General features: G+C 72.0%; 23 protein-coding genes. 12 read left to right on the forward strand and 11 right to left on the reverse strand.

What is annotated here, in order from left to right; all coding sequences use genetic code 11:
• Positions 1 to 27 precede the first annotated feature (27 nt).
• The 4 genes from JKV81_RS15315 to JKV81_RS15330 all read right to left on the reverse strand — a co-directional run bounded on the left by JKV81_RS15315 (position 28) and on the right by JKV81_RS15330 (position 4922).
• Positions 28 to 414 (reverse strand): STAS domain-containing protein, encoded by a 387-nt coding sequence (locus JKV81_RS15315; protein WP_202076381.1) that lies wholly within the window; start codon positions 412 to 414, stop codon positions 28 to 30.
• Complete coding sequence (locus tag JKV81_RS15320; protein ID WP_202076382.1) at positions 411 to 1499, reverse strand: cobalamin B12-binding domain-containing protein; 1089 nt, start codon at positions 1497 to 1499, stop codon at positions 411 to 413. The genes JKV81_RS15315 and JKV81_RS15320 overlap by 4 nt, the downstream gene beginning before the upstream one ends.
• Complete coding sequence (locus tag JKV81_RS15325) at positions 1496 to 3187, reverse strand: SpoIIE family protein phosphatase (protein WP_129264143.1); 1692 nt, start codon at positions 3185 to 3187, stop codon at positions 1496 to 1498. The genes JKV81_RS15320 and JKV81_RS15325 overlap by 4 nt, the downstream gene beginning before the upstream one ends.
• A 232-nt stretch (positions 3188 to 3419) precedes the next feature.
• Positions 3420 to 4922, reverse strand: coding sequence for a SulP family inorganic anion transporter (locus JKV81_RS15330; RefSeq protein WP_202076383.1), 1503 nt, complete (start codon positions 4920 to 4922; stop codon positions 3420 to 3422).
• Positions 4923 to 5259: 337 nt separating this feature from the next.
• Here JKV81_RS15330 and JKV81_RS15335 point away from each other — a divergent pair, with 337 nt between their 5' ends.
• A complete protein-coding gene (locus JKV81_RS15335; protein WP_202076384.1) occupies positions 5260 to 5571 on the forward strand; it encodes a hypothetical protein in 312 nt (103 codons plus the stop codon).
• Here JKV81_RS15335 and JKV81_RS15340 read toward each other — a convergent pair.
• On the reverse strand, positions 5504 to 6076 hold the full coding sequence (locus JKV81_RS15340; RefSeq protein ID WP_129264149.1) for a TIGR03086 family metal-binding protein: 573 nt from the start codon (positions 6074 to 6076) through the stop codon (positions 5504 to 5506). The genes JKV81_RS15335 and JKV81_RS15340 overlap by 68 nt on opposite strands.
• An 82-nt stretch (positions 6077 to 6158) precedes the next feature.
• Here JKV81_RS15340 and JKV81_RS15345 point away from each other — a divergent pair, with 82 nt between their 5' ends.
• Complete coding sequence (locus tag JKV81_RS15345; RefSeq protein WP_129264151.1) at positions 6159 to 6995, forward strand: helix-turn-helix domain-containing protein; 837 nt, start codon at positions 6159 to 6161, stop codon at positions 6993 to 6995.
• A 65-nt stretch (positions 6996 to 7060) separates the two neighbouring features.
• Entirely contained in the window at positions 7061 to 7810 is a 750-nt protein-coding gene (locus JKV81_RS15350; protein ID WP_099177680.1) for a Mut7-C RNAse domain-containing protein, read from the forward strand.
• A gap of 32 nt (positions 7811 to 7842) precedes the next feature.
• Here the strand turns inward: JKV81_RS15350 and JKV81_RS15355 are convergent, their stop codons facing one another.
• On the reverse strand, positions 7843 to 8343 hold the full coding sequence (locus JKV81_RS15355; protein WP_202076385.1) for a hypothetical protein: 501 nt from the start codon (positions 8341 to 8343) through the stop codon (positions 7843 to 7845).
• 149 nt (positions 8344 to 8492) lie between these two features.
• Here JKV81_RS15355 and JKV81_RS15360 point away from each other — a divergent pair, with 149 nt between their 5' ends.
• The gene (locus tag JKV81_RS15360) at positions 8493 to 8828 is read left to right on the forward strand and encodes a YnfA family protein (protein ID WP_129264153.1); all 336 of its coding nucleotides are present in this window, start codon (positions 8493 to 8495) and stop codon (positions 8826 to 8828) included.
• Positions 8829 to 8977: 149 nt separating this feature from the next.
• A complete protein-coding gene (locus JKV81_RS15365; protein ID WP_124277536.1) occupies positions 8978 to 9736 on the forward strand; it encodes an SDR family NAD(P)-dependent oxidoreductase in 759 nt (252 codons plus the stop codon).
• Between the two features lie 61 nt (positions 9737 to 9797).
• On the opposite strand, the gene JKV81_RS15370 is transcribed toward JKV81_RS15365, so the two are convergent.
• Complete coding sequence (locus tag JKV81_RS15370; protein ID WP_202076386.1) at positions 9798 to 10991, reverse strand: RtcB family protein; 1194 nt, start codon at positions 10989 to 10991, stop codon at positions 9798 to 9800.
• A 172-nt stretch (positions 10992 to 11163) separates the two neighbouring features.
• Between JKV81_RS15370 and JKV81_RS15375 the strand changes: the two genes are divergently transcribed.
• The 3 genes from JKV81_RS15375 (at position 11164) to JKV81_RS15385 (ending at position 14447) form a co-directional block, all read left to right on the forward strand.
• The gene (locus JKV81_RS15375) at positions 11164 to 11988 is read left to right on the forward strand and encodes a DUF3558 domain-containing protein (RefSeq protein WP_202076387.1); all 825 of its coding nucleotides are present in this window, start codon (positions 11164 to 11166) and stop codon (positions 11986 to 11988) included.
• A gap of 183 nt (positions 11989 to 12171) precedes the next feature.
• Positions 12172 to 12936, forward strand: a complete 765-nt coding sequence (locus tag JKV81_RS15380) for a DUF3558 domain-containing protein (RefSeq protein WP_129264163.1) — start codon at positions 12172 to 12174, stop codon at positions 12934 to 12936.
• Positions 12937 to 13118: 182 nt separating this feature from the next.
• Positions 13119 to 14447 (forward strand): DUF2637 domain-containing protein, encoded by a 1329-nt coding sequence (locus tag JKV81_RS15385; protein ID WP_202076388.1) that lies wholly within the window; start codon positions 13119 to 13121, stop codon positions 14445 to 14447.
• A 65-nt stretch (positions 14448 to 14512) separates the two neighbouring features.
• Here the strand turns inward: JKV81_RS15385 and lysS are convergent, their stop codons facing one another.
• Positions 14513 to 16270: a lysine--tRNA ligase gene (lysS, locus tag JKV81_RS15390; RefSeq protein ID WP_202076389.1), complete on the reverse strand. Its 1758-nt coding sequence runs from the start codon at positions 16268 to 16270 to the stop codon at positions 14513 to 14515.
• Between the two features lie 147 nt (positions 16271 to 16417).
• Between lysS and argS the strand changes: the two genes are divergently transcribed.
• Positions 16418 to 18187, forward strand: a complete 1770-nt coding sequence (argS, locus tag JKV81_RS15395; protein WP_202076390.1) for an arginine--tRNA ligase — start codon at positions 16418 to 16420, stop codon at positions 18185 to 18187.
• Positions 18188 to 18291: 104 nt separating this feature from the next.
• Here argS and JKV81_RS15400 read toward each other — a convergent pair whose 3' ends face one another.
• Positions 18292 to 18777 (reverse strand): carboxymuconolactone decarboxylase family protein, encoded by a 486-nt coding sequence (locus tag JKV81_RS15400; protein WP_202076391.1) that lies wholly within the window; start codon positions 18775 to 18777, stop codon positions 18292 to 18294.
• A 172-nt stretch (positions 18778 to 18949) separates the two neighbouring features.
• Here JKV81_RS15400 and JKV81_RS15405 point away from each other — a divergent pair, with 172 nt between their 5' ends.
• A complete protein-coding gene (locus JKV81_RS15405; protein WP_241748474.1) occupies positions 18950 to 19918 on the forward strand; it encodes an RNA polymerase sigma-70 factor in 969 nt (322 codons plus the stop codon).
• A 16-nt stretch (positions 19919 to 19934) separates the two neighbouring features.
• On the opposite strand, the gene JKV81_RS15410 is transcribed toward JKV81_RS15405, so the two are convergent.
• Complete coding sequence (locus JKV81_RS15410; protein ID WP_202076392.1) at positions 19935 to 21386, reverse strand: helix-turn-helix domain-containing protein; 1452 nt, start codon at positions 21384 to 21386, stop codon at positions 19935 to 19937.
• 393 nt (positions 21387 to 21779) lie between these two features.
• On the opposite strand from JKV81_RS15410, the gene JKV81_RS15415 reads away from it, so the two are divergent.
• Positions 21780 to 22505: a DUF4232 domain-containing protein gene (locus JKV81_RS15415; RefSeq protein ID WP_129264174.1), complete on the forward strand. Its 726-nt coding sequence runs from the start codon at positions 21780 to 21782 to the stop codon at positions 22503 to 22505.
• A gap of 28 nt (positions 22506 to 22533) precedes the next feature.
• Here JKV81_RS15415 and JKV81_RS36545 read toward each other — a convergent pair whose 3' ends face one another.
• Positions 22534 to 23292: a GbsR/MarR family transcriptional regulator gene (locus JKV81_RS36545; RefSeq protein WP_129264176.1), complete on the reverse strand. Its 759-nt coding sequence runs from the start codon at positions 23290 to 23292 to the stop codon at positions 22534 to 22536.
• Positions 23293 to 23515: 223 nt separating this feature from the next.
• Between JKV81_RS36545 and JKV81_RS15425 the strand changes: the two genes are divergently transcribed.
• Entirely contained in the window at positions 23516 to 24187 is a 672-nt protein-coding gene (locus JKV81_RS15425) for a DUF4097 family beta strand repeat-containing protein (RefSeq protein WP_202076393.1), read from the forward strand.
• Positions 24188 to 24192 lie beyond the last annotated feature (5 nt).

The raw sequence follows: 24192 nt of genomic DNA on the forward strand, positions 1-24192 counted from the left end.
GACGGAGGGGCGGGCGCTCCGCAGCCGTCAGCCGGAAGGAGCGGGCGGCGTGCCCTCCTCCTGCTCGGTCCGCCGGCCGGCCCCGTCGAGGACGAAGAGCCGCGCCGTCCCGGTGATGTCCAGGATCCTGCGGAGGAAGGCGGGCGGGTTCTCCAGGTGCAGCGCCACACCGCGCGACGTCGTACCGCGGTGGATCTGCAGGAGGCCGGCCACACCCATCGAGTCGCACAGCCGCAGCCCGGAGCAGTCGAGGACGAGGTCCCGCGGGCCGGGATCGGCGGCGAGGCAGGCCTGCGCCCGTTCCACGAGCAGATCGCTCGTGTCGAAGTCCAGGTCACCGGCGAGACGCAGCCGTACGGCGTCCGGGCCGGCCTCGACCCCCACGGTGAACGGCGGACGGGGACGTTCGGTCATCCGAAGGCTCCGGTGGTCGGGCCGGCGGTCGCCGGGAAGGCGTCCAGGACGGTGCGTGCCCGGCCGAGCAGCCGGGTGGTCCGGGGAAAGTCCTTGAGCTCCGCGCCCAGGACGTCCAGGACCGGTCTCAAGGAGGCCGCCGGGACCCGCCGGGCCTCCAGGATTCCCGCGGTCCACGCCAGGAAGTCGGTGAAGAGCTCGTCGTCGTCCATGTAGAGGGCCACGCCCAGGTAGTCCACGACATGGGCGATGTCCTGCGCCGTGTGCTCGCGCTGCTCCTCCGTGTAGGCGGCCGACGCCGGGAAGCGTGTCTCCAGCTGGGCCAGCACCTCCCGCACCAGCTGCGGCCTGCTGCGTACGACGAGGGTGTACTCCTGGTCCCCGAGGTGCGGCAGATCGTCGATCTGCTGCCTGCCGGCGGCCGGGACCGCGATGCCGTCCGCGATACGGCGTGCCGCGGAACGCGCGTCGGGTTCCCAGGCGTCGGCGCCCAGCCGGCGTGCGTGCCGTCCGTCGGGGCCGAACGCCGCCCCGCCCGCCAGCACGGGCACCCCGACGGCCTGGCAGGCGGTGATCGCCGCGTGCGCGGTGGGCAGCCTGGTGGGGATCGAGGAGGACAGCGCCACCACGTCCGCGCCGTTGCTGTGCAGGTGTCCGATGAGATGGGGCGTGGGCACCTGCGCCCCGAGGAAGTCGACCCGCCATCCGCGCAGCGTGAGGACCTCGGCCAGCAGACGGGCCGGCAGCACGTGCCACTCCTGGTCCACACAGGCCACGGTGACCCGGCCCAGCCGCGGAGCGGTGCGCACGGCAGGGTGGTGGGCGAGTGCGGCGATGACCCGTTCGGCGATGGCGCTCGCCGCGTGCTCCTGCGCCACGCTCAGGCGGTTGGCGGCCCATTCGGTGCCGACCCTCGCCTGTACGGGCGCGATGACGTCCAGGAGCACGCTCTCCGCGTCGACCCCGTCGTCCAGGGCGGTGAGGACCACCGAGGCGGCGGCGTGTTCGTCCCGGTCGGTCACCGCCGACCACAACCGGTCCTGGAGGCCGCGCATCCCGGGCGCGGCAAGCGTGTGTGTGCTCATGCCGTGTACCTGCCCCGGGTGTGGCCGTCCACCGCACTGAGATGGGTGGTCAGCGGGGCCGTGATGGCGACGAGCGCCATGTCGTCGTGCCGGCCGTCGTGCAGCCACTGGGAGGCGAGCACCTGGACACGCTCGACCACGGCCGCGCCCGGCATGCCTCCGCACTCCGCCAGGGCCCGCATCAGCCGCTCCTCCCCGAAGAGCTCGTCGCCCAGGGGCCCGCCGCGCGCCTCGGTCACCCCGTCGGTGTAGAGGAGACACGTCTCGCCGGGCAGGAGGTCGGTCTCCACGGTGCCGGCCTCGATGTGGGGCAGGGCCCCGACCAGCGTCCCCCGGGTCTCGATCTCCTCGACGCGGCCGTCGTTGCGGATCACCAGGGGGGCGGGGTGGCCCGCCGACGTCAGGCGCAGACGCACCCGGTTCTCCTCGCGCCGGACCGATGCCAGCACCAGGGTCGCGAAGCGGGTGTGGTGCGAGTTGAGGAGCGCCCCGTTGAGCAGGCGCAGCATCTGCTCGTGGTCGCCGGCCATCGGCGTGAGCGCCTGGAGCGTGTTGCGGATCTTGCCGGTGAGCACGGCCGCGTCCAGCCCCTTTCCGCACACGTCGCCGAGGACGGCCAGTGACGCGTCGTCGGGCGTGCTGCCGGGGTGTACGTCGTAGAAGTCGCCGCCCACCCGGTCCCGGTCGGCGGAGGGCCGGTAGCCACCGGCGAACTCGACGCCGTGCACCCGGTTCAGCTCGGGAGGCAGCAGGTCCCGCATCAAGGTCCGGGTGATGTCGCTCTGTTCCGCGTACAGCCGCGCGGCGGACAGGGCGGCGCCGGCCCGGGAGGCGAACAGCCGGGCGAAGACCTCTTCGCTCTCGTCGAACCCGGCGGCTCCCGTGCCGCGCAGCAGGACCAGGACACCGGCCGGGACCCCGTGGCCCGGCAGAGGGGTGACGACGGCCGACCCGACGGTGCCGGTGAAGTCCTCCGGCAGAAGCCACGCGGGCAGTGAGGCGGGATCGATCCACCGGGAGGGTACGGGCGGGAAGCCCTGGAGCGCCTCGCTCAGACCGGGCACCTCCTCCGGGTCCGCCGTCACCGTGCCGCACACCGCTGCCCGGCCCTCGACCGCGTACGCCAGGGGCAGCTTCCGGCCCACGGCGGGCCCGATGACGACGGCGGCCTCGGCGAGGTGCCGGGAGGCGAGCTGGGCGGTGACGCGCATGCAGCGGTCGGTGTTCAGGGAGGCCAGGAGCACGTTCGACGCCTCGGCCAGGAAGGTGGTGCGCGTACGCTCAGCGGCCAGTTCGTCCTCGGCGAGCTGCCGGTCGGTGACATCGGCCAGCCACCACACCGTGCCGCCGTCGCGGCCGGGGGCCGGCTGCGCCTCGAAGCTCCGCGCACCGATCCGCCCCTGGAAGGCGGCGCGGCGCGGGCCGGCCGGATCGTCGTCGACGTCCGTGGGACGGGCGGGGCCGGCCGCCTCCTGATGGGCACGTGCCAGCCAGGCCGGGCCCGTCTCCGTCAGGGGGGCGCCCCGGAGCGCGCCGCCGAGGAGCGCCTCGGCGGCGGGGTTGAGGTCGACGACCGTTCCGGCCGTGTCGACGACGAGCACGGCGTACGGGGCCTGACCCCAGAGGCCGGCCCCGGATGCTGGATCCTGCTGCGTTCTCGTGTCGATGGTTTCCTTCAGAGGTGCCATGAGGGGGGACCCGCCCTCGGCGAGCCGCACCACCTTCCCGCTGGATGACATTCACTTTCCCAGCGGCAACCATTGCCCAGCACAGGAGCTCATGGCAACCCGCCCTCCTGCGCGGGAGGGGGCACGGAGCGGCGCGCACACCGTCCGTACCGAGGAGCTTCACACGAGGCACACAACCCTCGGGGGCCTGCCCGCACGAGCACCCTCGGCACGTCCCCGCGTCCGCGCAGGCTCAGCCGCTCCCGGCGAGCCGGCCGCTGAGGGAGCCGTGGAGGTCGGCGCTCCGCTCGTCGAGGCCGGTGATCTCCACGCTCTTCCCGCGCTGTTCGTACTTCGTGGTGATGGCGTCCAGCGTGGCGACCGCCGAGGCGTCCCAGATGTGCGCCTCGGCCAGGTCGATGACGACCAGCGGCGGATCGGCGGCGTAGTCGAACCGGCCGACGAGGTCGTTGGACGAGGCGAAGAAGAGCGCGCCGAAGACGGAGTAGACGACCCGGCCGCCGTCCGGGTCGGTGACGGAGGTGACGTCGGCCAGGTGGGCGACCCTCCTGGCGAAGATGACCATGGCGGTGACCGAGCCGACGACCACGCCGACGGCCAGGTTCTCGGTGGCGACCACACAGACCACCGTGATCACCATGACCGCGATCTCCCCGGCGGGCATCCGCTTGAGGGTGCCCGGGGCGACGGAGTGCCAGTCGAAGGTGGCGAAGCACACCATGACCATCACGGCGACGAGGGCCGCCATCGGGATCCGGGAGACGAGCGGCCCGAACGCGATGCACAGCACCATGAGGAAGACGCCGGCGAGGAACGTGGACAGCCGGGTGCGGGCGCCGGACACCTTCACGTTGATCATGGTCTGGCCGATCATGGCGCAGCCGCCCATGCCGCCCAGGAAGCCGGTCACGATGTTGGCGATGCCCTGGCCGACCGACTCACGGGTCTTGCTGGAGTGGGTGTCGGTGATCTCGTCGACCAGCTTCGCCGTCATCAGCGACTCCATCAGGCCGACCAGCGCCATGGCCAGCGCGTAGGGGGCGACGGTGGTCAGCGTGTCCAGGGTGAAGGGCACGTCCGGCAGGCCGGGCACAGGCAGCGACGACGGCAGCGCGCCCTTGTCACCGACCGTCGGTACGGCGATGCCGGCGGCGACGGTGACCGACGTCAGGATGACGATGGAGACCAGCGGGGCCGGCACCGCCCTGGTGATCCTCGGGAAGAGCACCATCAGGACCAGACCGCCGACGACCAGCGGATACACCGGCCAGGGAACGTCGCTCAGTTCGGGGACCTGGCCCATGAAGACCAGGATCGCCAGCGCGTTCACGAAGCCGACCATCACGCTGCGGGGCACGAACCGCATCAGCCTGGCGACACCGAGCGCGCCCAGGACGACCTGGAAGACCCCGCCCAGGATGACCCCGGCGATCAGGTAGCCGAACCCGTGCTCCCTGTTCAGCGGGGCGATGACGAGCGCGACCGCGCCGGTCGCCGCGGAGATCATCGCGGGCCTGCCGCCGACGACGGAGATGACGACGGCCATCGTGAAGGCGGCGAACAGACCGACCGCCGGGTCGACCCCGGCGATGATCGAGAACGAGATCGCCTCGGGGATCAGCGCCAGCCCGACGACCAGACCGGCCAGGGCCTCCGTACGGAAGACCTTCGGGGACAGCCAGACGGGCCGGTGACCGCGCAGCCGGGCGGCCGGGGAGAGTACGGATGAGCGCAAGGGAGGCGTGACCTGTCGTTGCTCGGGCACGCCCGGCGGGCCGGGATGTGCGGAGGATGCCTGATCGCGGCGGAGGCATCGTCGGCCCCGGCGACCGGCGCCGGACAACTCTACGCCCGGACCGGAGCGGGCCCGCCGGACGACGTACGGCCGGACCGCAGCAGGCCGCCGGACGACGTACGGCCGGAGCGCGCGGGCGCGTGGCCCCTGCCGAGTCCCCCGCCCCTGTCAGGGGCGCGGCAGGGGCGCCCTTCGGCCATTCATTGGCCGAAGAATGATCTCCAGCCCGGCCGCGAGGTCTGCCGATGCAAGGAGCACGATCCCGAGGAGGCCCCGCATGGACGACCTGCTGCTGGCCCTGTCCGTCCCGGCCGTGGTCATCGCGAGCGGGGTGTACGCCGTCTGCGACTGCCGGCGGCAGCGCCGGCGCCCGCCGCCCCCGTACACCCGCCGGGCGGCCCGTCTCGCGGCGCATGACGCCGTGGCCCTGGCCGAGTCCGTCGTCGACAGCGCGTACGCCGCGCTCGGCGGGCTCTACGCCGACCCGGCCGCCCCGCACCCGGCCGCGCCCTCCCCCGCCGTCAGCCGCGTGACGGACCCCAGCCGGGGTCCCGGCCCGTCACGGCCAGCACCCGCTCGAAGGCCGTAGCCCCGGCGGGCACCGGGAACGGCTCGCCGAACACCTTCATCTCCCGCGCCTGCGGGGCCATCGCCGCCAGCCCCGGCTCCAGCTCCGCCAGGACGTCCCCGTCCGGCTCGAAGTCCTGGCCCGTCGCCCGGGCCAGGTCCCAGGCGTGCACGGTCAGGTCGCCCAGCACCATGAGCCCCACCGTCCTCGCCGGCATCGACATGCCGCCGGTCACCCCCTCCTCCGCACCGGGCTCGGCCCAGGCCTTCACCAGCAGCGCCGTCGCGTCCTCGAACCGGCCGCGCCAGTCCCCCGTGACGACGTCGTCGGTCCCGCTGAAGTCGGGGGTCCCCTTGGCCGCCAGGACCCGGAAGTTGTCGATGACGAGGAAGAGGTGGTTCAGCAGGGCCCGTACGTCGTACTCGGTGCACGGGGTGGCGTCGCCCAGCCGGTCGTCGTCGATGCCCCGCACGACGGGAACCGCCCGCCCGGCCGCTTCCTCGAGGAGTTCACTGATCGTCTTCATGTCTCCGACCATGCGCCAGGACACGGCAGGGCGTCTTGAAGAAACGCGACAGCGCGGCAGGCAGGCGCCCTAGGATCCCCCCATGGCCGGACCCCGACGGGAGACGCGGGGCATCGTCGACGCCCCCGAACTGTTCACCCACGTACATCTGCGTCTGCGCGATCCCGCCCCCGCGCTCCGTCCTCATCTGGAGCACTACTGGCTGATCGACTGGGACCTCTCCGAGCCGTACACCTCGCACGTGGTGCCGCACCCGAGCGTCCATCTGGTCTTCCAGCGGACGGAGCCGGGCGGCGGGGCGGAGCCGGAGCGGTCCGCCGAGGTGTACGGCATCGTGCAGGGCCTGTTCAGCCGGCGGCTGGAGGGCAGGGGGCGGGTCTGCGGCGTGAAGTTCCGGCCGGGTGCCTTCCGGCCGTTCGCCCCTGACCGGCCCGTGTCGGAGTGGACCGGGCGCAGGGTCCCCGCGGACGAGGTGCTGGCCGTCCCGGAGGATCTGCCCCGCGCCTCCACCGCAGCGCGGGCGGTGCTCGATCCGCCCGACGAGGACGCCCGGGTCGCCGCGCTCGACGCCTTCCTGCTGCCCCTCCTCCCTCCGCCGGACCCACAGGCCGAACGCGCGACGGAGCTCGCCGAGCTCGTCCGCACCGACCGCTCGCTGCTGCGGGTCGACGCCCTCGCCCGCGCCGGAGGACTGTCCGTCCGCTCGCTCCAGCGGCTCTTCTCCACCTGTGTCGGGGTCGGGCCGAAGTGGGTCATCCTGCGCCACCGCATCCACGAGGCGCTGCAGCGCGCCGGGACGGACCCGGAACCCGACTGGGCGGCGCTGGCCGCCGACCTCGGCTACAGCGACCAGGCGCACCTGGCCAGGGACTTCGCGGCCACGGTGGGGGTCCCGCCGACGGCCTTCGCGCAGCGCTGACGCCGCACCGGCCCGCCGACGGAAACCTCTCGCCGCCCCGCCGCGCGCAGTGGCATCCTGACCGGGTGAACGGACCTGAGATCACCCTCGAAGTGGCCCCGGAACTGCGGCTCTTCGTCGCCCACGACCGCCGCCGCGGACGCACCGCCGTCACCACCGACGGCTCGTCGACCCTCGGGCATGTCGTGGAGTCGCTCGGCGTCCCGCTCACCGAGGCCGGGCAGCTCCTCGTCGACGGCCGCCCCGTGCCCGTGTCCCACATCCCCGGCGCGGGCGAACTGGTCGAGGTGCGGGCGGTCCGGCGCCCCCAGCAGGTCCCGGGCGCGCCGCTGCGCTTCCTGCTCGACGTCCATCTGGGGACGCTCGCCCGCCGGTTGAGGCTCCTGGGCGTGGACGCCGCGTACGAGAGCGAGGACATCGGCGACCCGGCGCTCGCCGCCCTCTCGGCCGAGCAGCGGCGCGTCATGCTCTCCCGCGACCGGGGGCTGCTCCGGCGCAGGGAGATCTGGGCGGGGGCGTACGTCTACAGCGACCGGCCCGAGGAGCAGCTCCGCGACGTCCTGGGCCGCTTCGCCCCCGTCCTGGCCCCGTGGACCCGCTGCACCGCATGCAACGGGGAGCTCACGGAGGCGGACAAGGACGCGGTGAGCGCCCGGCTGGAGCAGGGCACGCAGGCGTCCTACGACGTGTTCGCCCAGTGCACCGCCTGCGGCCGGGTGTACTGGCGGGGCGCGCACCACGCGCACCTGGAGGCCATCGTCGCGGACGCCGTACGCGAGTTCGGCGGGACGGGGGGCCGGACGCCGACGGCCTGAGCGAGACCCCCCGGGGGGGAGCCCGGTCGGGCTCAGAAGGCGTACGCGTCCCCCGTGGACAGGGCCAGCACCTCATGCGTGTCGTTGCGCCGGTTCCGGTCGCTCGCACCGCCGTTCCACACGGTGTCCACCCGCACCACGACCTCCTCCGGCCGGCCCGTGAGACGCAGCCCGAGGGCCGTGCGCCTCGCCGCGCCGGCCACCCGGAGCGGACCGGTGCCGCAGAGCACCGTCCGGCTGTCGGCGCGCAGACACCCCTGGGGCAGCCGCTGCCCGGCCGCGAGCGGGACGGAGAAGCGCAGCCGCACGGTCGCGTCGGCGAGGGGTGACGGTCCCCGGTTCCCGGTCCGCAGCTGGACCCCGAGCCGCTCGTCCTGGAGGGAGACGCGGCCGTGATGCGACACGTCCGCCTCCGGCGCGATCCTTCGCGGTGCGGGCTCGGCCACGGCGGACAGCCCCGGGCCCAGCACCACAGCCGCCACCATCGCCATAAGGGCGGGCACCCTCAGCACTGCTGCACTCGTCACTCGCATCCGGCGAACATACCGATGATCCGCCAATCACCCCTGCGTACGGACCGGTTCGCCGCGCTTCCCCACCCGCACGGCCCACCCGCGCCGTCCACCGGCGCCCCGGCGGAGCCGGCCGGCAGCCGCCCGCCCGGGCGTGACACCCTGCTCCCATGCTCGTCGCCCGTTCCGTCGCCCTCTTCGTCGTGGCCGCCCTCTTCGAGATCGGCGGTGCCTGGCTCGTCTGGCAGGGCGTGCGCGAGCACCGCGGCTGGATCTGGATCGGGGCGGGCGTCATCGCCCTCGGCGCGTACGGCTTCGTGGCCACGCTCCAGCCGGACGGCGACTTCGGCCGCATCCTCGCGGCGTACGGCGGGGTGTTCGTGGCCGGTTCGATCGTCTGGGGCATGGTCGCCGACGGCTACCGCCCGGACCGCTGGGACGTGACCGGCGCGCTGATCTGCCTGGCGGGCATGGCGCTGATCATGTACGCCCCCCGCAACCACTGAGCTGACCGCGCACACGCCGTCCGCAGCCACGGAAGCTGATCACGCGCCCCTCGCAGCCACGGAACAGGCACGCCCCCGGCCCCTGAACCGGCACCCGGAGCCCCGTCCTATCCTGGGCCCCGTACCGATCAGCTGCCCGAGGAGTTCGCATGGCCGCCACCCCCATCGCCGTCATCACCGGCGCGAGCAGCGGCATCGGTGCCGCGACCGCCAGGCAGCTGGCCGCCGCCGGACACCGCGTGGTGCTCACCGCGCGCCGCAAGGACCGCATCGAGGCCCTGGCCGCCGAGCTCACCGAGGCGGGCCACCAGGCGACGGCGTACGCCCTGGACGTCACCGACCGCGCGGCGGTCGACGAGTTCGCCACCGCGTTCCGGTCCCTGGCCGTGCTGGTCAACAACGCCGGAGGGGCACTGGGCGCCGACCCGGTGGCCACGGGCGACCCCGACGACTGGCGCCAGATGTACGAGACCAACGTCATCGGCACCCTCAACGTCACCCAGGCCCTGCTCCCCGCGCTCACCGCGAGCGGCGACGGCACCGTGGTGATCCTCTCCTCGACGGCCGGCCTCTCCACGTACGAGGGCGGTGGCGGCTACGTCGCGGCCAAGCACGGCGAGCACGTGCTGGCGGAGACCCTCCGGCTGGAGATCGTCGGCACCCCGGTCCGGGTGATCGAGGTCGCGCCCGGCATGGTGAAGACCGAGGAGTTCGCCACCACCCGCTTCCGCGGCGACACGGAGAAGGCCGCCAAGGTCTACGCGGGCGTCGACGCCCCGCTCACCGCCGACGACGTAGCCGACACGATCACCTGGGCCGTGACCCGCCCGAGCCACGTCAACATCGACCTGCTGGTGGTCCGCCCCCGCGCCCAGGCCTCCAACTCCAAGGTCCATCGCACCACCTGAGTCGCTCCCCGGCCCCCCGGCCGGAAGCGCGGCACGGGGCCGGCCCACGGCCGGCCCCGTCTCAGCCCTTCACGCACACGACCTGCTTGAGCTTCGCGACGACCTCGACGAGGTCCCGCTGCTGGTCGATGACCTGCTCGATCGGCTTGTACGCCGCCGGGATCTCGTCCACCACACCGGAGTCCTTACGGCACTCCACGCCCCGCGTCTGGTCCTCCAGGTCCTGCGTGGAGAACTTCCGCTTGGCCGCGTTCCTGCTCATCCGGCGGCCGGCCCCGTGCGAGGCGGAGTTGAACGACTTCGCGTTCCCGAGGCCCTTCACGATGTACGAGCCGGTCCCCATGGAGCCCGGGATGATCCCGAACTCCCCCGAACCCGCACGGATCGCGCCCTTCCGGGTGACCAGCAGGTCCATGCCGTCGTACCGCTCCTCCGCCACGTAGTTGTGGTGGCAGGAGATGACCGGCTCGAACGTGACCCTGGCCTTCTTGAACTCCTTCCGGACCACGTCCTGGAAGAGGCCCATCATGATCGAGCGGTTGTACTTGGCGTACTCCTGCGCCCAGAACAGGTCGTTGCGGTACGCCGCCATCTGCGGGGTGTCGGCGACGAAGACCGCCAGGTCACGGTCGACGAGGCCCTGGTTGTGCGGGAGCTTCTGGGCCTGCCCGATGTGGAAGTCGGCAAGCTCCTTGCCGATGTTCCGGGAGCCGGAGTGCAGCATCAGCCACAACGATCCGGCCTCGTCGAGACAGAACTCGATGAAGTGGTTTCCCGATCCGAGCGTTCCCATCTGCTTCGTGGCGCGCTCCTGACGGAACTTGACCGCTTCGGCGATCCCGTCGAACCGCGACCAGAAGTCGTCCCAGCCACTGGTCGGGAAGCCGTGGAGCCTGCCCGGGTCGACGGTGTCCTCGTGCATGCCCCGGCCCACCGGGATCGCCTGCTCGATCTTCGACCGCAGCCGCGAGAGGTCCCCCGGCAGGTCGTTGGCCGTCAGCGACGTCTTCACTGCCGACATCCCGCAGCCGATGTCCACGCCCACCGCGGCCGGGCAGACCGCGCCGTGCATCGCGATCACCGAGCCGACCGTCGCGCCCTTGCCGAAGTGGACGTCCGGCATGACCGCGAGCCCCTTGATCCAGGGCAGCGTGGACACGTTCCGCAGCTGCTGCATCGCGACGTCCTCGACCGACGCCGGATCCGCCCACATGCGGATGGGAACCTGCGCACCCGGCACCTCTACATACGACATAACTCCTCGATTCCCCCGAAAAGGACTGAAAGCGCAAAACCGGTGCCGAGGTCGGCATACAGGTCGGCCGACCGGCATTCACAGCGGCGCGTGCGATACACATTGTGTCCATCGGCCGCCATCGAGCGGCAACCCGTTTTCGTACCGAAGGGAGCCTGGGACCGTGCGACACATGGCGTACGTACCCGGCGTCGCGCTTCTCGTGGCGCTCGTCGCCGGCTGCAGCGCCGGCTCCGACGCCGACGACCCCGCCGCCGACAGCAAGCCCGGCAGCCCGACGGTCTCGGCCGCGCCTCCCGGGAAGTACCGGACGCTGCCCGAATCGTGCAGCGCCGTACCGCGCTCCACACTCAAGGACCTGCTGCCGGGCGCCGCCGACCTGCCCCAGGAGCAGCAGGACAAGGTGTACGAGGGCACGGCCACCGTCACCTACGACACCGACCGCAAGGTCGGATGCCGCTGGAAGTCGGACGCCCCGGACGCCTCCCGGAACCTCTCCATCGACTTCGAGCGCGTCGTGTCGTACGACCCCGCGGTGAGCGACGACGACCGCGCCCGGGAGGTGTACGCGAAGAAGGAGGACGCCGCCGCCCTTCCCACGTCGTCCGGTGTCACCCCCAGCGAGACCCCGAGCGGGTCGGCCTCCGCGTCGGCGTCGGGCAGCGGCACCCCGTCCGGGTCGCCGAGCGGCATATCCTCCGCCTCGCCCTCCGCCGATCCGTCCGGCAGCCCCTCCGGCACCGACCCCGACGAGGACCTCAGGCCGCGGCTGCTGGACGGGCTCGGGGATGCCGCATTCCTGGACGATGCGCTCACCCGGGCAGGTTCCACCGCACAGCACCGCACCGTGAGCGTGGTATTCCGCACATCGAACGTCATCGTGACCGTCCAGTACACCGAGCAGCCGGCCCGGGTGACCGAGGTTCCCGACAGCAGGGAACTGCAGGAGAAGGCCCAGGCCCTGGCGCGGAAACTGGACGAGGCCCTCAGCGACTGACCGGGCTCCGGCCGCCCCGGGCCGGAGCTCCCCGAACGGCTTCGGGCCTCCGGCCGGAGGCGGCATCCGGTCGCCGTCCGTCGTACCGTGGCCCCCGAACTGCGTACGGACCGACGTACCGCCCGACGAACCGCCCGACCACCCGCACGACCGAGACCGCCGTGCCGTCCGAGTGAAGGAACCATGCACCGATCAGCCCCGCGACTCTCCCGCATACTCGCCTGCGCCGCCGTCCCGGTGATGCTCGTCGTCGCCGGCTGCTCGTCGGACTCCGGCGACGCGAAGGCCTCGGACTCCTCGACCTCGCCGAGCGCGCAGAAGTCGGAGCCGGAGGTCGAGCCCGCGAAGTTCACCGAGCTGCCCGACGCCTGCACGTCGATCGCCAGGAAGACGATCGAGGACCTGGTCCCCAAGACCAAGACCAAGGGCGGCACCCCGGGCAAGTCCAGCGACACCACGAGCCGCGGCGGCTGCTCCTGGAACGGCCTGGACGACAACGGCGTCAAGGGCTCGCAGTACCGCTGGCTCGACGTCGGCTTCACCCGCTTCGACTCGGACCAGTCCCTGGGCAGCGGCGCCAAGCGCGCGACGGACGAGTACACCAAGCAGGTCTCCAAGGCGCAGGCGACCGAGGGCGCGGAGAAGCCCGCGGCCAAGCCCGTCGCCGCCCTCGGTGAGCAGGCCACGGCCGTCACGTACGGCCTCACCAAGTCGAAGGAAGACTTCGAGTACGCGACGATCGTGGCCCGTACGGGGAACGTCGTCGTCAGCGTCACCTACAACGGCGCCGGGTTCGCGGGCGCCAAGACGCCCTCCGCCGCCGACATCCTCAAGGACGCCCAGAAGGCCGCCAAGGAGGCCGTCGCCGCAGTCGGCGCCGACGCCGGCGACTCGGACGCGTCCTCGGCCTCCCCCTCCGCCTCGGCCTCGGCCTCGGCCAAGTCGTGACCTGAGCCCGGCAGGAGGGCCAACTCCCCTGCCCCAGGGCCCTTTACCGAAGCCCGGTGCCGTCGTGAGCACCGGGCTTCGGCCCCTCCCCACGCAACGGGCCCGGCCGGCATGTGCCAGGCTGTGCCCGCGCCGGATGCCGAAGTGGAGCCGGTTCGTCGAATGTCGGGAGGGGATCGCGGGTGGCCGCAATGCAGCTGACACGCACACACCGCGTACTCATCGGGGTCGTCGTCGCCGGCGCCGTGCTCATCGCCGCGATCGGTTTCGCCGGCTCGTACGCCGCCGTCCGCGAACTCGCGGAGGAGAAGGGCTTCGGCGAGTTCTCGGTCGTCTTCCCGATCGGCATCGACGCGGGCATCTGCGTCCTGCTCGCGCTGGACCTCCTGCTGACGTGGATGCGCATACCCTTCCCGCTCCTGCGTCAGACCGCCTGGCTGCTGACCGCGGCGACGATCGCCTTCAACGGCGCCGCCGCCTGGCCCGATCCGCTGGGCACCGGCATGCACGCCGTGATCCCCATCCTGTTCGTCGTCGCCGTCGAGGCCGCACGGCACGCGGTGGGCCGGATCGCGGACATCACCGCCGACAAGCACATGGAGGGCGTCCGCCTCACCCGCTGGCTGCTCTCCCCCGTCCCCACGTTCAAGCTGTGGCGCCGGATGAAGCTGTGGGAGCTGCGCAGTTACGAGCAGGTCATCAAGCTCGAACAGGACCGGCTGATCTACCAGGCTCGCCTCCAGGCCCGGTTCGGCCGCAACTGGCGCCGCAAGGCCCCCGTCGAGTCGATGATGCCGCTGCGCCTCGCGAAGTACGGCGTCCCGCTCGCCGAGACCGCCCCGGCCGGCCTCGCCGCCGCGGGCACCGAACCGGCCCTGCTGCCGCCCGCCCCGGCGGTCGCGGAGACCGAGCAGCAGCACCCCCAACTCCCGTACGCCCCGCAGCAGCAGCCGCAGGAACAGCCCGTCCCGTACGACACGTACGACCAGCACGAGGAGCAGCACCAGCAGGCCCAGCAGCAGTACCCCCAGGAGGACCCCGGCTCGCACGACAGCCCGTGGTTCGCCGCCCCGAAGGTGCTGGACGAGGCGTACGAGGGTGCCTACGACCCCGGATACGACGAGGGCATGGACCCCACCCCGGTGATGATCCCCTCGGGCCCCGGCCGGACCCGCCCGCTCGGCAACGTCGGCACGATCGGCGCGTTCCCGCACCCCCGCTCGGCCGAACCGGAGGCCGGGGAGCCGCAGCAGCCGGAGCAGGACGCCGGCCAGGAGGCCGACCCGGCCGAATGGGCCGAGGACGAGATCGAGTTCAGCGAGATCGCGTACGAGGTGTTCACCGCGTACACGCACCAGCACCAGGACTACCCGAGCGCCGAGGTGCTCGACATCCACCTCTCGGACGGCCACAACGTCCGCCACCCGCGCAGTGCCGCTCTGCTCCGCCGGATGCTGCCCGGCTTCAAGCAGCGCTTCAACATGGACGAGGCCGCCAACCACATCGCGTGACGGCGGGCGGACAGAGGAACGGGCGGGCCGCTGAGCGGCCCGCCCGTCCTCATGCCGTCCCGGTGCTACGCGCCGAGCAGCGTCCGCACCCGGTCCGCCCCGACCGCGAGCAGCAGCGTGGGCAGACGCGGCCCGGTGTCCCGGCCGACGAGCAGCTGGTACAGCAGGGCGAAGAAGGAGCGCTGGGCGACCTTCAGCTCGGGCGTCGGCTTGGCGTCCGGCTCCAGTCCCTCCAGCACCTTCGGCACGCCGTAGACCAGCGTGGTCAGCCCGTCCAGCGACCAGTGCGAGTCGAGCCCTTCCAGCAGCAGGCGCAGCGACTCACGGCCCTGCTCGTCCAGGGAGCCGAGCAGCTCCTTGTCGGGCTCGCCGCGGACGATGGTGCGGGCCTCGGCCGGCACCTGGGTGGTGATCCAGTTCTCCGCGCGGTCGAGCCGGGGCCGCGCCTCGTCGAGCGAGGTCAGCGGGTTCTCCGGGTCGAGCTCGCTGAGGATGCGCAGCGTCTGGTCCTCCGCACCGGCGGTGATGTCGGCGACCGAGGCAAGCGTGCGGTACGGCAGCGGGCGCGGGGTGCTCGGGAGCTCCCCGGCGGCCGTGCCGACGGCCCGGGCGTAGGCGGCGGCGTCGGCGGGCAGCACCGTGCCGTCGGCCACCTTGCGGGCCAGCGAGTCCCACTCGTCGTACAGCCGCTGGATCTCCTGGTCGAAGGCGATCTTGAAGGACTGGTTCGGCTTGCGGCGCGCGTACAGCCAGCGCAGCAGCGGCGCCTCCATGATCTTCAGCGCGTCGGCCGGGGTCGGCACGCCGCCCTTGCTGGAGGACATCTTCGCCATGCCGGAGATCCCGACGAACGCGTACATCGGGCCGATCGGCTGGACGCCGTCGAAGACCTCGCGCACGATCTGGCCGCCGACGACGAAGGAGGAGCCCGGCGAGGAGTGGTCCACGCCGCTGGGCTCGAAGATCACGCCCTCGTAGGCCCAGCGCATCGGCCAGTCGACCTTCCAGACCAGCTTGCCGCGGTTGAACTCGTTGAGCCGGACCGTCTCGGCGAAGCCGCACGCCGAGCAGGTGTAGTTCAGCTCGGTCGTGTCGTCGTCGTACGCCGTGACGACGGTGAGGTCCTTCTCGCAGTTGCCGCAGTAGGGCTTGTACGGGAAGTAGCCCGCGGTGTTCGAGCTGCCGTCGTCCTCGTCCGCCGCGCCGGAGCCCTCGGCGGCCTCCAGCTCGGCCTCGTCGACCTTCTTCTGCTGCGGCTTCTTGCCCTTCGCGCCCGCCGCGCCGTCCTTCTTGGTGCGGTAGCGGTCCAGGACGGCGTCGATGTCCGCGCGGTGCTTCATGGCGTGCAGGATCTGCTCGCGGTAGGTGCCCGCGAGGTACTGCTCGGTCTGGCTGATGCCGTCGTACTCGACGCCGAGCTCGTCCAGGGCCTGGGTCATGGCGGCCTTGAAGTGCTCGGCCCAGTTCGGGTAGGCCGACCCGGCCGGGGCGGGCACCGAGGTCAGCGGCTTGCCGATGTGCGCCTGCCAGGAGTCGTCGACGCCCTCGACGCCGTTCGGCACCTTGCGGTAGCGGTCGTAGTCGTCCCACGAGATCAGGTGGCGCACGGTGTATCCGCGGCGGCGGATCTCGTCGGCGACCAGGTGCGGGGTCATGACCTCGCGGAGGTTGCCCAGGTGGATCGGGCCCGACGGGGAGAGGCCGGAGGCGACGACGACCGGTTTGCCAGGCGCACGTCGCTCCGATTCGGCGATGACATCGTCCGCGAAGCGGGAGACCCAGTCGGTCTCGGTGCTGCTCTGACTCGAAGCCACGGTCGGCACGTCCTTCTCTCGTGTAGGACTCGTAGGGGCGACCCCCATGAGGGGCGCTCCCATTCTCCCAGGTACCACCCGCAGCGCGAAAACGGCTTTACACCCCGTGGGATACTGGAGTGATCCTTTGTCCTCTACCGAAACGGCAGCCGGCTCATGGCCTCGGTCCCTTCCCTCGCTTCCACGCTCCAGCAGCAGCTGGCGGACGCCCTGACGGCAGCTCTGCCGGAGGCCGGCACCGCGGACCCGCTGCTGCGCCGAAGCGACCGGGCCGACTTCCAGGCCAACGGGATCCTCGCGCTCGCCAAGAAGCTCAAGGGCAACCCGCGCGAGCTGGCGACGAAGGTCACGGACGCCCTTCCTGCGGGTGAGCTGATCAAGGACATCAAGGTCTCGGGCCCCGGCTTCCTCAACATCACGCTGACCGACGGGGCGATCGTCCGGACGCTCGCCGCGCGCGCCGCCGACGGCGACCGGCTCGGCGTCCCGCTGAAGGCCGACCCGGGCACCACCGTGATCGACTACGCCCAGCCGAACGTGGCCAAGGAGATGCACGTCGGCCACCTGCGGTCGGCGGTCATCGGCGACGCGATGGTCCAGATCCTGGAGTTCACCGGCGAGAACGTCGTCCGGCGCCACCACATCGGCGACTGGGGCACCCAGTTCGGCATGCTCATCCAGTACCTCTTCGAGCACCCGGACGAGCTGAAGCACGAGGGCGACGAGACGGACGGCGAGGCGGCGATGTCGTCGCTGAACCGGGTCTACAAGGCGTCGCGGGTCCTCTTCGACTCCGACGAGGAGTTCAAGGCCCGGTCCCGTGACCGGGTGGTCGCGCTCCAGGCCGGGGACCCGGAGACGCTGGCGCACTGGCAGCGGTTCGTCGACGAGTCGAAGATCTACTTCTACTCCGTCTTCGACAAGCTCGACATGAAGATCGACGACCCGGACATCGTCGGCGAGTCCGGCTACAACGACATGCTGGAGGAGACCTGCCGGATCCTGGAGGAGACGGGCGTCGCCGTCCGCTCCGAGGGCGCGCTGTGCGTGTTCTTCGACGACGTGAAGGGCCCGGACGGCAACCCGGTCCCGCTGATCGTCAAGAAGACCAACGGCGGCTACGGCTACGCGGCGACCGACCTCTCCGCGATCCGGGACCGGGTCCAGGGCCTCAAGGCCGACTCCCTGCTGTACGTGGTGGACGCCCGGCAGTCCCTGCACTTCAAGATGGTCTTCGAGACGGCCCGCCGCGCCGGCTGGCTGAACGAGGACGTCAAGGCCCACCAGCTCGCCTTCGGCACGGTCCTCGGCAAGGACGGCAAGCCGTTCAAGACCCGTGAGGGCGTCACGGTCCGGCTGGAGGACCTGCTGGACGAGGCCGTCGAGCGGGCCACGGCCGTGGTCCGGGAGAAGGCCGGGAAGGTGGGCCTGTCCGAGGAGGAGATCGTCGAGAACGGCCGGTACGTCGGCGTGGGCGCCGTGAAGTACGCGGACCTGTCGACCTCCGCCGTACGGGACTACAAGTTCGACCTGGACCAGATGGTGTCGCTGAACGGCGACACGTCGGTGTACCTCCAGTACGCCTACGCCCGGATCCGCTCCATCCTGCGCAAGGCGGGCGACGCCAGGCCCGCCGCGCACCCGGAGCTGGAGCTGGCCCCGGCGGAGCGTGCGCTGGGTCTGCACCTGGACCAGTTCGGCGAGGTCCTGGCCGAGGTGGCCGAGGGATACGAGCCGCACAAGCTGGCCGCGTACCTCTACCAGCTGGCCTCGCACCTCACCACGTTCTACGACCAGTGCCAGGTGCTGAGCGACGAGAACGCCCCGGAGGTCGTCGAGAACCGGCTCTTCCTGGTCGAGCTCACCGCCCGCACCCTGCACCAGGGCATGAAGCTCCTCGGCATCAGGACGCCCGAGCGCCTCTAACCTCTCGGCTGCCGCACGGGCCCGGCGGGGATCGGATGATCCCGGCCGGGCCCGTGCGCGTTCCTGCGGCCGGTCGGTCCGCAGCCGGCCGGTCGGTCAGCCGGTCAGTCGAACGCAGCGGCGAACATGCCGGCCTCGTAGGAACCCCCCTTCTGGTGGGTGATCACGGCGAGCCGGTTGGCGGCGTTGATCAGGGCGACCAGGGAGATCAGCGCGGCAAGCTGGTCGTCGTCGTAGTGCTTGCGCACCTGGTCCCAGGTCTCGTCGGAGACGCCCTGGTGGGCGTCGGCGAGCCGCGTGCCCTCCTCGGCGAAGGCCAGCGCGGCCCGCTCCTCCTCGGTGAAGACGGTGGACTCCCGCCAGGCGGCGACCAGGTGGAGCCGGACCGCGGTCTCCCCGGCGGCCGCGGCCTCCTTGACGTGCATGTCGATGCAGTGACCGCAGCCGTTGATCTGGCTGGCGCGCAGCGACACCAGCTCCTGCGTCGACTTCGGCAGTGGCGACTGCTGGACGACCAGGCCGGCGCCCGCGAACCGCTTGGCGAATCGGGAGCCGATCCCGTTCTCGAACAGGTTGAACCGTGCGTCCATGACGTCGTCCTCTCTCGGGGTGGTGCACTGGACGGACACAAGACCCCGGCGGGCCGCCACGTGTGACAGACGGGACTGTGACCTGCGCCACCGCCCCGGCATGTCACAGAACGGGGGCGGCCGGCGTCCTGTGCCCGTGAACCGTCGAGCGCGAACAGGCAGGAGCAGCCGGGTGAACAGCGGACACGAGCACACGGAGCACGCGCAGGACCCGCAGGACCCGCAGCATGCGCAGGACGCGCAGGACACGGCGGGGCGGACCGGTGCGGACCCCGCCACCGAGGCGTTCGTCGCCCACCGCAACCTGCTGTTCACCGTCGCCTACGAGATGCTCGGCTCGGCCGTCGACGCGGAGGACGTCCTCCAGGAGACCTGGCTGCGCTGGGCGGGCGTCGACCTGGGGACGGTGCGGGACCGGCGCGCGTACCTCGTCCGGATCACCACACGCCAGGCACTGACCCGGCTGCGGACGCTCGGCCGCCGCAAGGAGTCGTACGTCGGCACCTGGCTGCCCGAGCCGCTGCTCACCTCGCCCGACGTGGCCGAGGACGTGGAGCTGGCCGACAGCGTCTCGATGGCGATGCTGCTGGTGATGGAGACGCTGACACCGAGCGAACGGGCGGTGTTCGTGCTGCGCGAGGTGTTCGCCTTCGGGTACGACGAGATCGCGGACGCCGTGGGCAAGAGCCCGGCCGCGGTCCGCCAGATCGCGCACCGCGCGCGGGACCATGTCGCGGCACGCCGGCCACGCGGGACGGTGCCCCCGTCCGAGACCCGGGAGGCGCTCGACGCGTTCCGACGGGCGGTCGAGACGGGCGATCTGCAGGGCCTGGTCGACATCCTCGCGCCGGATGTCGTCCTCCTGGGCGACGGCGGCGGGGTGAAGCAGGCCATCCTCAGGCCGGTCGTGGGCGCGGACAAGGTGGCCCGGCTGCTGGTCGGCGGGCTGGCCAGGGTCACCGAGCTGTCGATGGGCCCGGTGCACGTCAACGCCGCCCCGGCGCTGGCCCTCCGGCTCGACGGGGCGCTCGACAGCGTCATGGCGGTGCGCATCGACGACGGCCTGATCACCGGGCTCTACGCCGTGCGCAACCCCGAGAAGCTGTCCCGCATGGGGCGCGAGACCGCCCTGCGCCGCTGAGCCGGAGCGGCCTCCGTCACTCCTCCTCCGGCACCCACTGGGCGGTGTCGGGGCGGTAGATGAAGCTCGGCCGCGTCTTGAGACTGCTCGTACGGAACGGCTCGCCCCGGTCGTCGATGCGCAGGGTCCCGCTCCGGCCGCCGCTCGTCCACTCCAGCTCCAGGTACCAGGTCACGTCGTGCCCCTCCACATGCGCGTCGATGTGGAACACCTCGACGTCGGTGGAGCTCACCCGGTACGGGAAGTCCTTCGCGGGCACGACCACACCGGCGTCCTCCCCGGCGACGGGCTTCGAACGCGGCCGGCTGTCGTCCAGGTCGATGTCGAAGCTCTGCGGGGTGATGCCTCCCCCGCAGCCGTTCCCCATCGAGTACGCGTTCCAGGGGAGCGCCGCGTTGCGCCCCAGCACCCGTACGTGCAGGGCGTTCAGCACGACCGCCTCGTCGGACGTCCCCTGGAGCGTGAGTGCGAGCTTCATGTCGCCGCCGTCCACGCCCCCGAGGGCCCGCGCCCAGCTACGGCGGTCCTGGGGCGGGGGGTTCGGCGGGACGTCGTCGGGCTTCTCGTCCAGGAGGTAGTACTGCCCGCAGGGTTCCTCCCAGTTGTACGAGCTGATGGTGGCGTGCACCGGTACGCCACTGCTCTGCGGCGCGCGCGAGGACGGTGAGGGGGTGGCGCTGCTCCTCGCGGTGGGCGAGGAGGCCGTCCGGTCGGGCGTCGGCGACGGACTGGCGCTGCTGCTCGGCAGGGCGCTCCCGCTCCCCCTGCCGGTGGGGACGACCGGCACGTAGCTGTGCGCCGTGTCCGCCCGTCCGTCGTCGGTGGCCTCGTCGCGCCCGAGGCTGTGGACGGTGAGGGCCAGTGGGACGGTGAGGGCCACGACCGCCACCGCGGTGAGCAGGACGCGCAGCTTCCTGGAGGCCCGCCGGCGCGGAGCGGGTACGGCGCCGGGGCCCGGCTCCTGCGGCGTCACGTCCTCGGGCACCGTTCCCGCTGCCGGTGCCGGTGCCGCTGCAAGCCCCGGTGCGGGTGCTGGTCCGGGTGCCAGGTTCTGTTCCGGTGCCGGTGCCGGGCCGGACGCCTGTTCCGGTGTAGGTTCCGGTTCCGGTTCGGGGCGTGGCTCCGCTTCCGCTTCTGCCTCCGCCTCGGCCCTCTCCGGAAGCGTGTCCGGCGCCGCGGGTCGCTCGGCGGCCCCGCCCGCCTCCGGCTTCCGCGCACCCCGGCGCTTCGCCTCGTCGGCGAGGATCCACTTCCGGTGCAGCGCCACCAGCTCGTCGGCGGAGGCGCGGCAGACCCGCGCGAAGCGTTCGACGGGGGCGTACTCGTGCGGGACCGCGTCACCGTTGCAGTACCGGTGCACCGTCGAGGTGCTCATGTGCAGCTTCTGGGCGAGCGCTCCGTAACTGAGCCCGGACCGCCCCTTCAGCTCCCTGAGCTGCGCCGCGAACTCCTGGATCTCTGTGCCCACCTGGACCGTTTCCCCTTCTGTCCGTTCCCGGAACGCGTTCCAGGGACGTGATGTTCGCGCAGGTCAGAGTACGTGCGAACGTTCCAGTGTCCCGCATGCCCCGCCAGCCGTTGCGACGGAAATCCGGGCCTGGACAAGATGTGGACACACCGCGGCGTTCCCCACGACCCGCACATCCCACCCTCGTCCGTCCCGGGAGCCGTCATGCGTACCCGACCCGCGCTCAGCCTGACCGACGCAGTCGCCGCAGTGGTGCTGATCGGCTGCGTCGCAGTCGTCATCGCACTCCTGCAGAGCATCTGATCACGCGTCACCGACCAGTAGACCCGCCCGCACGTCAGGGCGCCAAACGGCGCCCCGGGCACCAGACACACCGAACGGGGAGAACCTCTCATGCGTAACCTCCACTTCCGCCGCGCCGCCCGCACCTCCGTCCTCGGCGGCGCCGCCCTGGTCGCCACCCTCGCCCTGACGGCCTGCCAGGGAGGCGACACGGCCGCGGCCGACAACGCCGCCGGCTCCGCGCCGCAGAAGCCCGCCGCCGGCACCTCGGCGGCCCCCGCCTCGGACAGCACGAAGACGGACGGCTCGGGCACGTCCGCCTCCGGTTCCGGTTCGGAAACCGCCAAGGAGTCCGGTTCCGCCACCCGGACCCCGGCGGCGAAGAAGCCGCAGGACAGTGACACCGGCAGCGGGTCCCTGCCGACGTGCACCGGCGCGAACACCAAGTTGACGATCACGAGCGTCCAGCGCCCCGTCAACCACATGCTGCTCACCGTGACCAACACCGGCTCGAAGGCGTGCAACGCCTTCTACTACCCGTTCCTGAAGTTCGGTGAGGCGCAGTCAGCCCCCCCGGTCGTCGAGGACAGCAAGCCGCAGGCCGTCGTCACCATCTCCCCCGGTGAGTCCGCCTACGCCGGCGTGACGACCTCGTCGGCCGACGGCAGCGGCACGGGCGGCTACTCCACCCAGGACCTGGCCGTCGGCTTCCAGGACAGGAACTCCGGGGCGGCCGGCGGGATGGTGGACGTCCCGCTGGGCAAGGACGTGTACGTCGACAGCACCCTGACCGTCACGTACTGGCAGTCCGAGATGGACAACGCCCTCATGTACTGATCCCGCGGCACATCTCCGCGGCCCCGCCTCACCCGGAAGGCTCCGGCTCCGTCCCCGACGGATCCGGAGCCTTTCCGTGCGGCGTTCCCGCCTTCGTGTGGAGGACGTCGCGGGCCTGGTCCGCCGCACGGGTGATGTTCTCGGAGACGAAGTCGAGGAACCGGGCGACGCCCTCCAGGCGCGTGGCGGCGGGGGTTCCGGGGCCGAGGACGCCGACGCCCTGCTGCACGGTCTCGATGATCCGGTCGGTGGCGCGGGCGCTGGCGATCATCGACTGGTACCAGACGTCGTCGTCGACGACGTACAGGTCGCGGCGCCGTTCGTCCCGCTCCCGGCGGACGAACGCCTGGCTCTCCAGGTACGAGATGGCCTTGGACACGGAAGCCGGGCTGACCTGGAGCCGCTGCACCAGTTCGGACGCGGTGAGGCTGCCCGCGTCGGTGATGGTGAGGCAGGCCAGCACGCGGGACATCATCCTGGGCATGCCCGACTGGACGAGGGCGGTGGTGAACACCTCCTCGAACTCGCGCACGGCACCGTCGTCGCGCCCGTCGCCCCGCGAGGGCGCCTCCGTGGACGCCTGCCCGCGCCGGGTGGCGCGGTGTCCGGTGGCACGGTGGGCGAGGTCGGCGCGGTAGGCGGTGGGCCCGCCGTTGCGCATCACCTCGCGGGTGACCGTCGAGGTCGGACGGTCCAGGCCCCTGGCGATCTCCGCGTACGCGAGGCCGTCGGCCAGCCCCAGCGCGATCTGCCGGCGTTCCTGCTGGGTGAGTCTGCCTCCCGGCATCGCGATCTCTCCTTCGTCGCCCGTGGAGCCCCCAGCATAGCGTTCACTCACATCCCATTGCAACGAACTGCGATGAACGCGTTGCATTAGGCTCGATCCCATTGCAATGAAATACCCTCAACTGCCTGCGGTTACGGGCCTGCAGTGCAACAACCTCGTTGCCCGAACAGTGAATGCAACGTAGCGTTTCCATCATCAGAAACACGGATCGAAGGAGCGCACGATGCATACGTTCGACACTCCGGCCCCCGTCTCGGCCGTCCTCGGCATCCCCGCCGGACGCATCCGGTTCATCGCCGCGGACCGGGCCGACACCACGGTCGAGATCAGGCCCGCGGACGCCGCGAAGAACCGCGACGTGAAGGCGGCGCAGCGGACCGAGGTCGTCTACGGCGACGGGGTCCTGCGGATCGACGCCCCGGAGGCGGCGAACCGGATCCTCGGGCCCTCCGGATACGTCGAGGTGACCGTCCAGCTGCCCGCAGGCTCCCACGTCGAGGCACGGACCGCCGACGCCGAGTTCCGGGGCGTGGGCCGGCTCGGCGACGTCACCCTCGACAGCGCGCGGGGCTCGGTCAAGCTCGACGAGACGGCGCGTGCCCGCCTGAGCCTCCAGGCGGGCGACATCTCGGTCGGCCGTCTGGGCGGCCCCGGTGAGATCCGCACCAGCAAGGGCGACATCCGCGTCACCGAGGCCGTCCACGGCACGGTCGAACTGCGCACCGACCACGGCGAGATCGCGGTCGGAGCCGCCCGCGGGGTCTCCGCCTCCCTCGACGCCGGCACCGGCTACGGCCGGATCCACAACACGCTCCGCAACACCGAGGGAGCCGACGCCGGACTCACCATCCACGCGACCACCGCCTACGGCGACATCGCCGCCCGCAGCCTCTGAAGGAG

Source organism: Streptomyces silvae (assembly GCF_016745505.1).
Lineage (GTDB): Bacteria > Actinomycetota > Actinomycetes > Streptomycetales > Streptomycetaceae > Streptomyces > Streptomyces silvae.

Excerpts from the sequence above, each read along its gene's own strand:
- JKV81_RS15415 (WP_129264174.1), top strand. The coding sequence starts at position 21,780 with ATGCGTAACCTCCACTTCCGCCGCGCCGCCCGCACCTCCGTCCTCGGC.
- JKV81_RS15370 (WP_202076386.1), bottom strand. The coding sequence starts at position 10,991 with ATGTCGTATGTAGAGGTGCCGGGTGCGCAGGTTCCCATCCGCATGTGG.
- JKV81_RS15365 (WP_124277536.1), top strand. The coding sequence starts at position 8,978 with ATGGCCGCCACCCCCATCGCCGTCATCACCGGCGCGAGCAGCGGCATC.
- JKV81_RS15325 (WP_129264143.1), bottom strand. The coding sequence starts at position 3,187 with ATGGCACCTCTGAAGGAAACCATCGACACGAGAACGCAGCAGGATCCA.
- JKV81_RS15320 (WP_202076382.1), bottom strand. The coding sequence starts at position 1,499 with ATGAGCACACACACGCTTGCCGCGCCCGGGATGCGCGGCCTCCAGGAC.
- JKV81_RS15335 (WP_202076384.1), top strand. The coding sequence starts at position 5,260 with ATGGACGACCTGCTGCTGGCCCTGTCCGTCCCGGCCGTGGTCATCGCG.
- JKV81_RS15315 (WP_202076381.1), bottom strand. The coding sequence starts at position 414 with ATGACCGAACGTCCCCGTCCGCCGTTCACCGTGGGGGTCGAGGCCGGC.
- JKV81_RS15380 (WP_129264163.1), top strand. The coding sequence starts at position 12,172 with ATGCACCGATCAGCCCCGCGACTCTCCCGCATACTCGCCTGCGCCGCC.
- JKV81_RS15400 (WP_202076391.1), bottom strand. The coding sequence starts at position 18,777 with ATGGACGCACGGTTCAACCTGTTCGAGAACGGGATCGGCTCCCGATTC.
- JKV81_RS15425 (WP_202076393.1), top strand. The coding sequence starts at position 23,516 with ATGCATACGTTCGACACTCCGGCCCCCGTCTCGGCCGTCCTCGGCATC.
- JKV81_RS36545 (WP_129264176.1), bottom strand. The coding sequence starts at position 23,292 with ATGCCGGGAGGCAGACTCACCCAGCAGGAACGCCGGCAGATCGCGCTG.
- JKV81_RS15340 (WP_129264149.1), bottom strand. The coding sequence starts at position 6,076 with ATGAAGACGATCAGTGAACTCCTCGAGGAAGCGGCCGGGCGGGCGGTT.
- JKV81_RS15375 (WP_202076387.1), top strand. The coding sequence starts at position 11,164 with ATGGCGTACGTACCCGGCGTCGCGCTTCTCGTGGCGCTCGTCGCCGGC.
- JKV81_RS15355 (WP_202076385.1), bottom strand. The coding sequence starts at position 8,343 with ATGCGAGTGACGAGTGCAGCAGTGCTGAGGGTGCCCGCCCTTATGGCG.
- JKV81_RS15345 (WP_129264151.1), top strand. The coding sequence starts at position 6,159 with ATGGCCGGACCCCGACGGGAGACGCGGGGCATCGTCGACGCCCCCGAA.
- argS (WP_202076390.1), top strand. The coding sequence starts at position 16,418 with ATGGCCTCGGTCCCTTCCCTCGCTTCCACGCTCCAGCAGCAGCTGGCG.
- JKV81_RS15360 (WP_129264153.1), top strand. The coding sequence starts at position 8,493 with ATGCTCGTCGCCCGTTCCGTCGCCCTCTTCGTCGTGGCCGCCCTCTTC.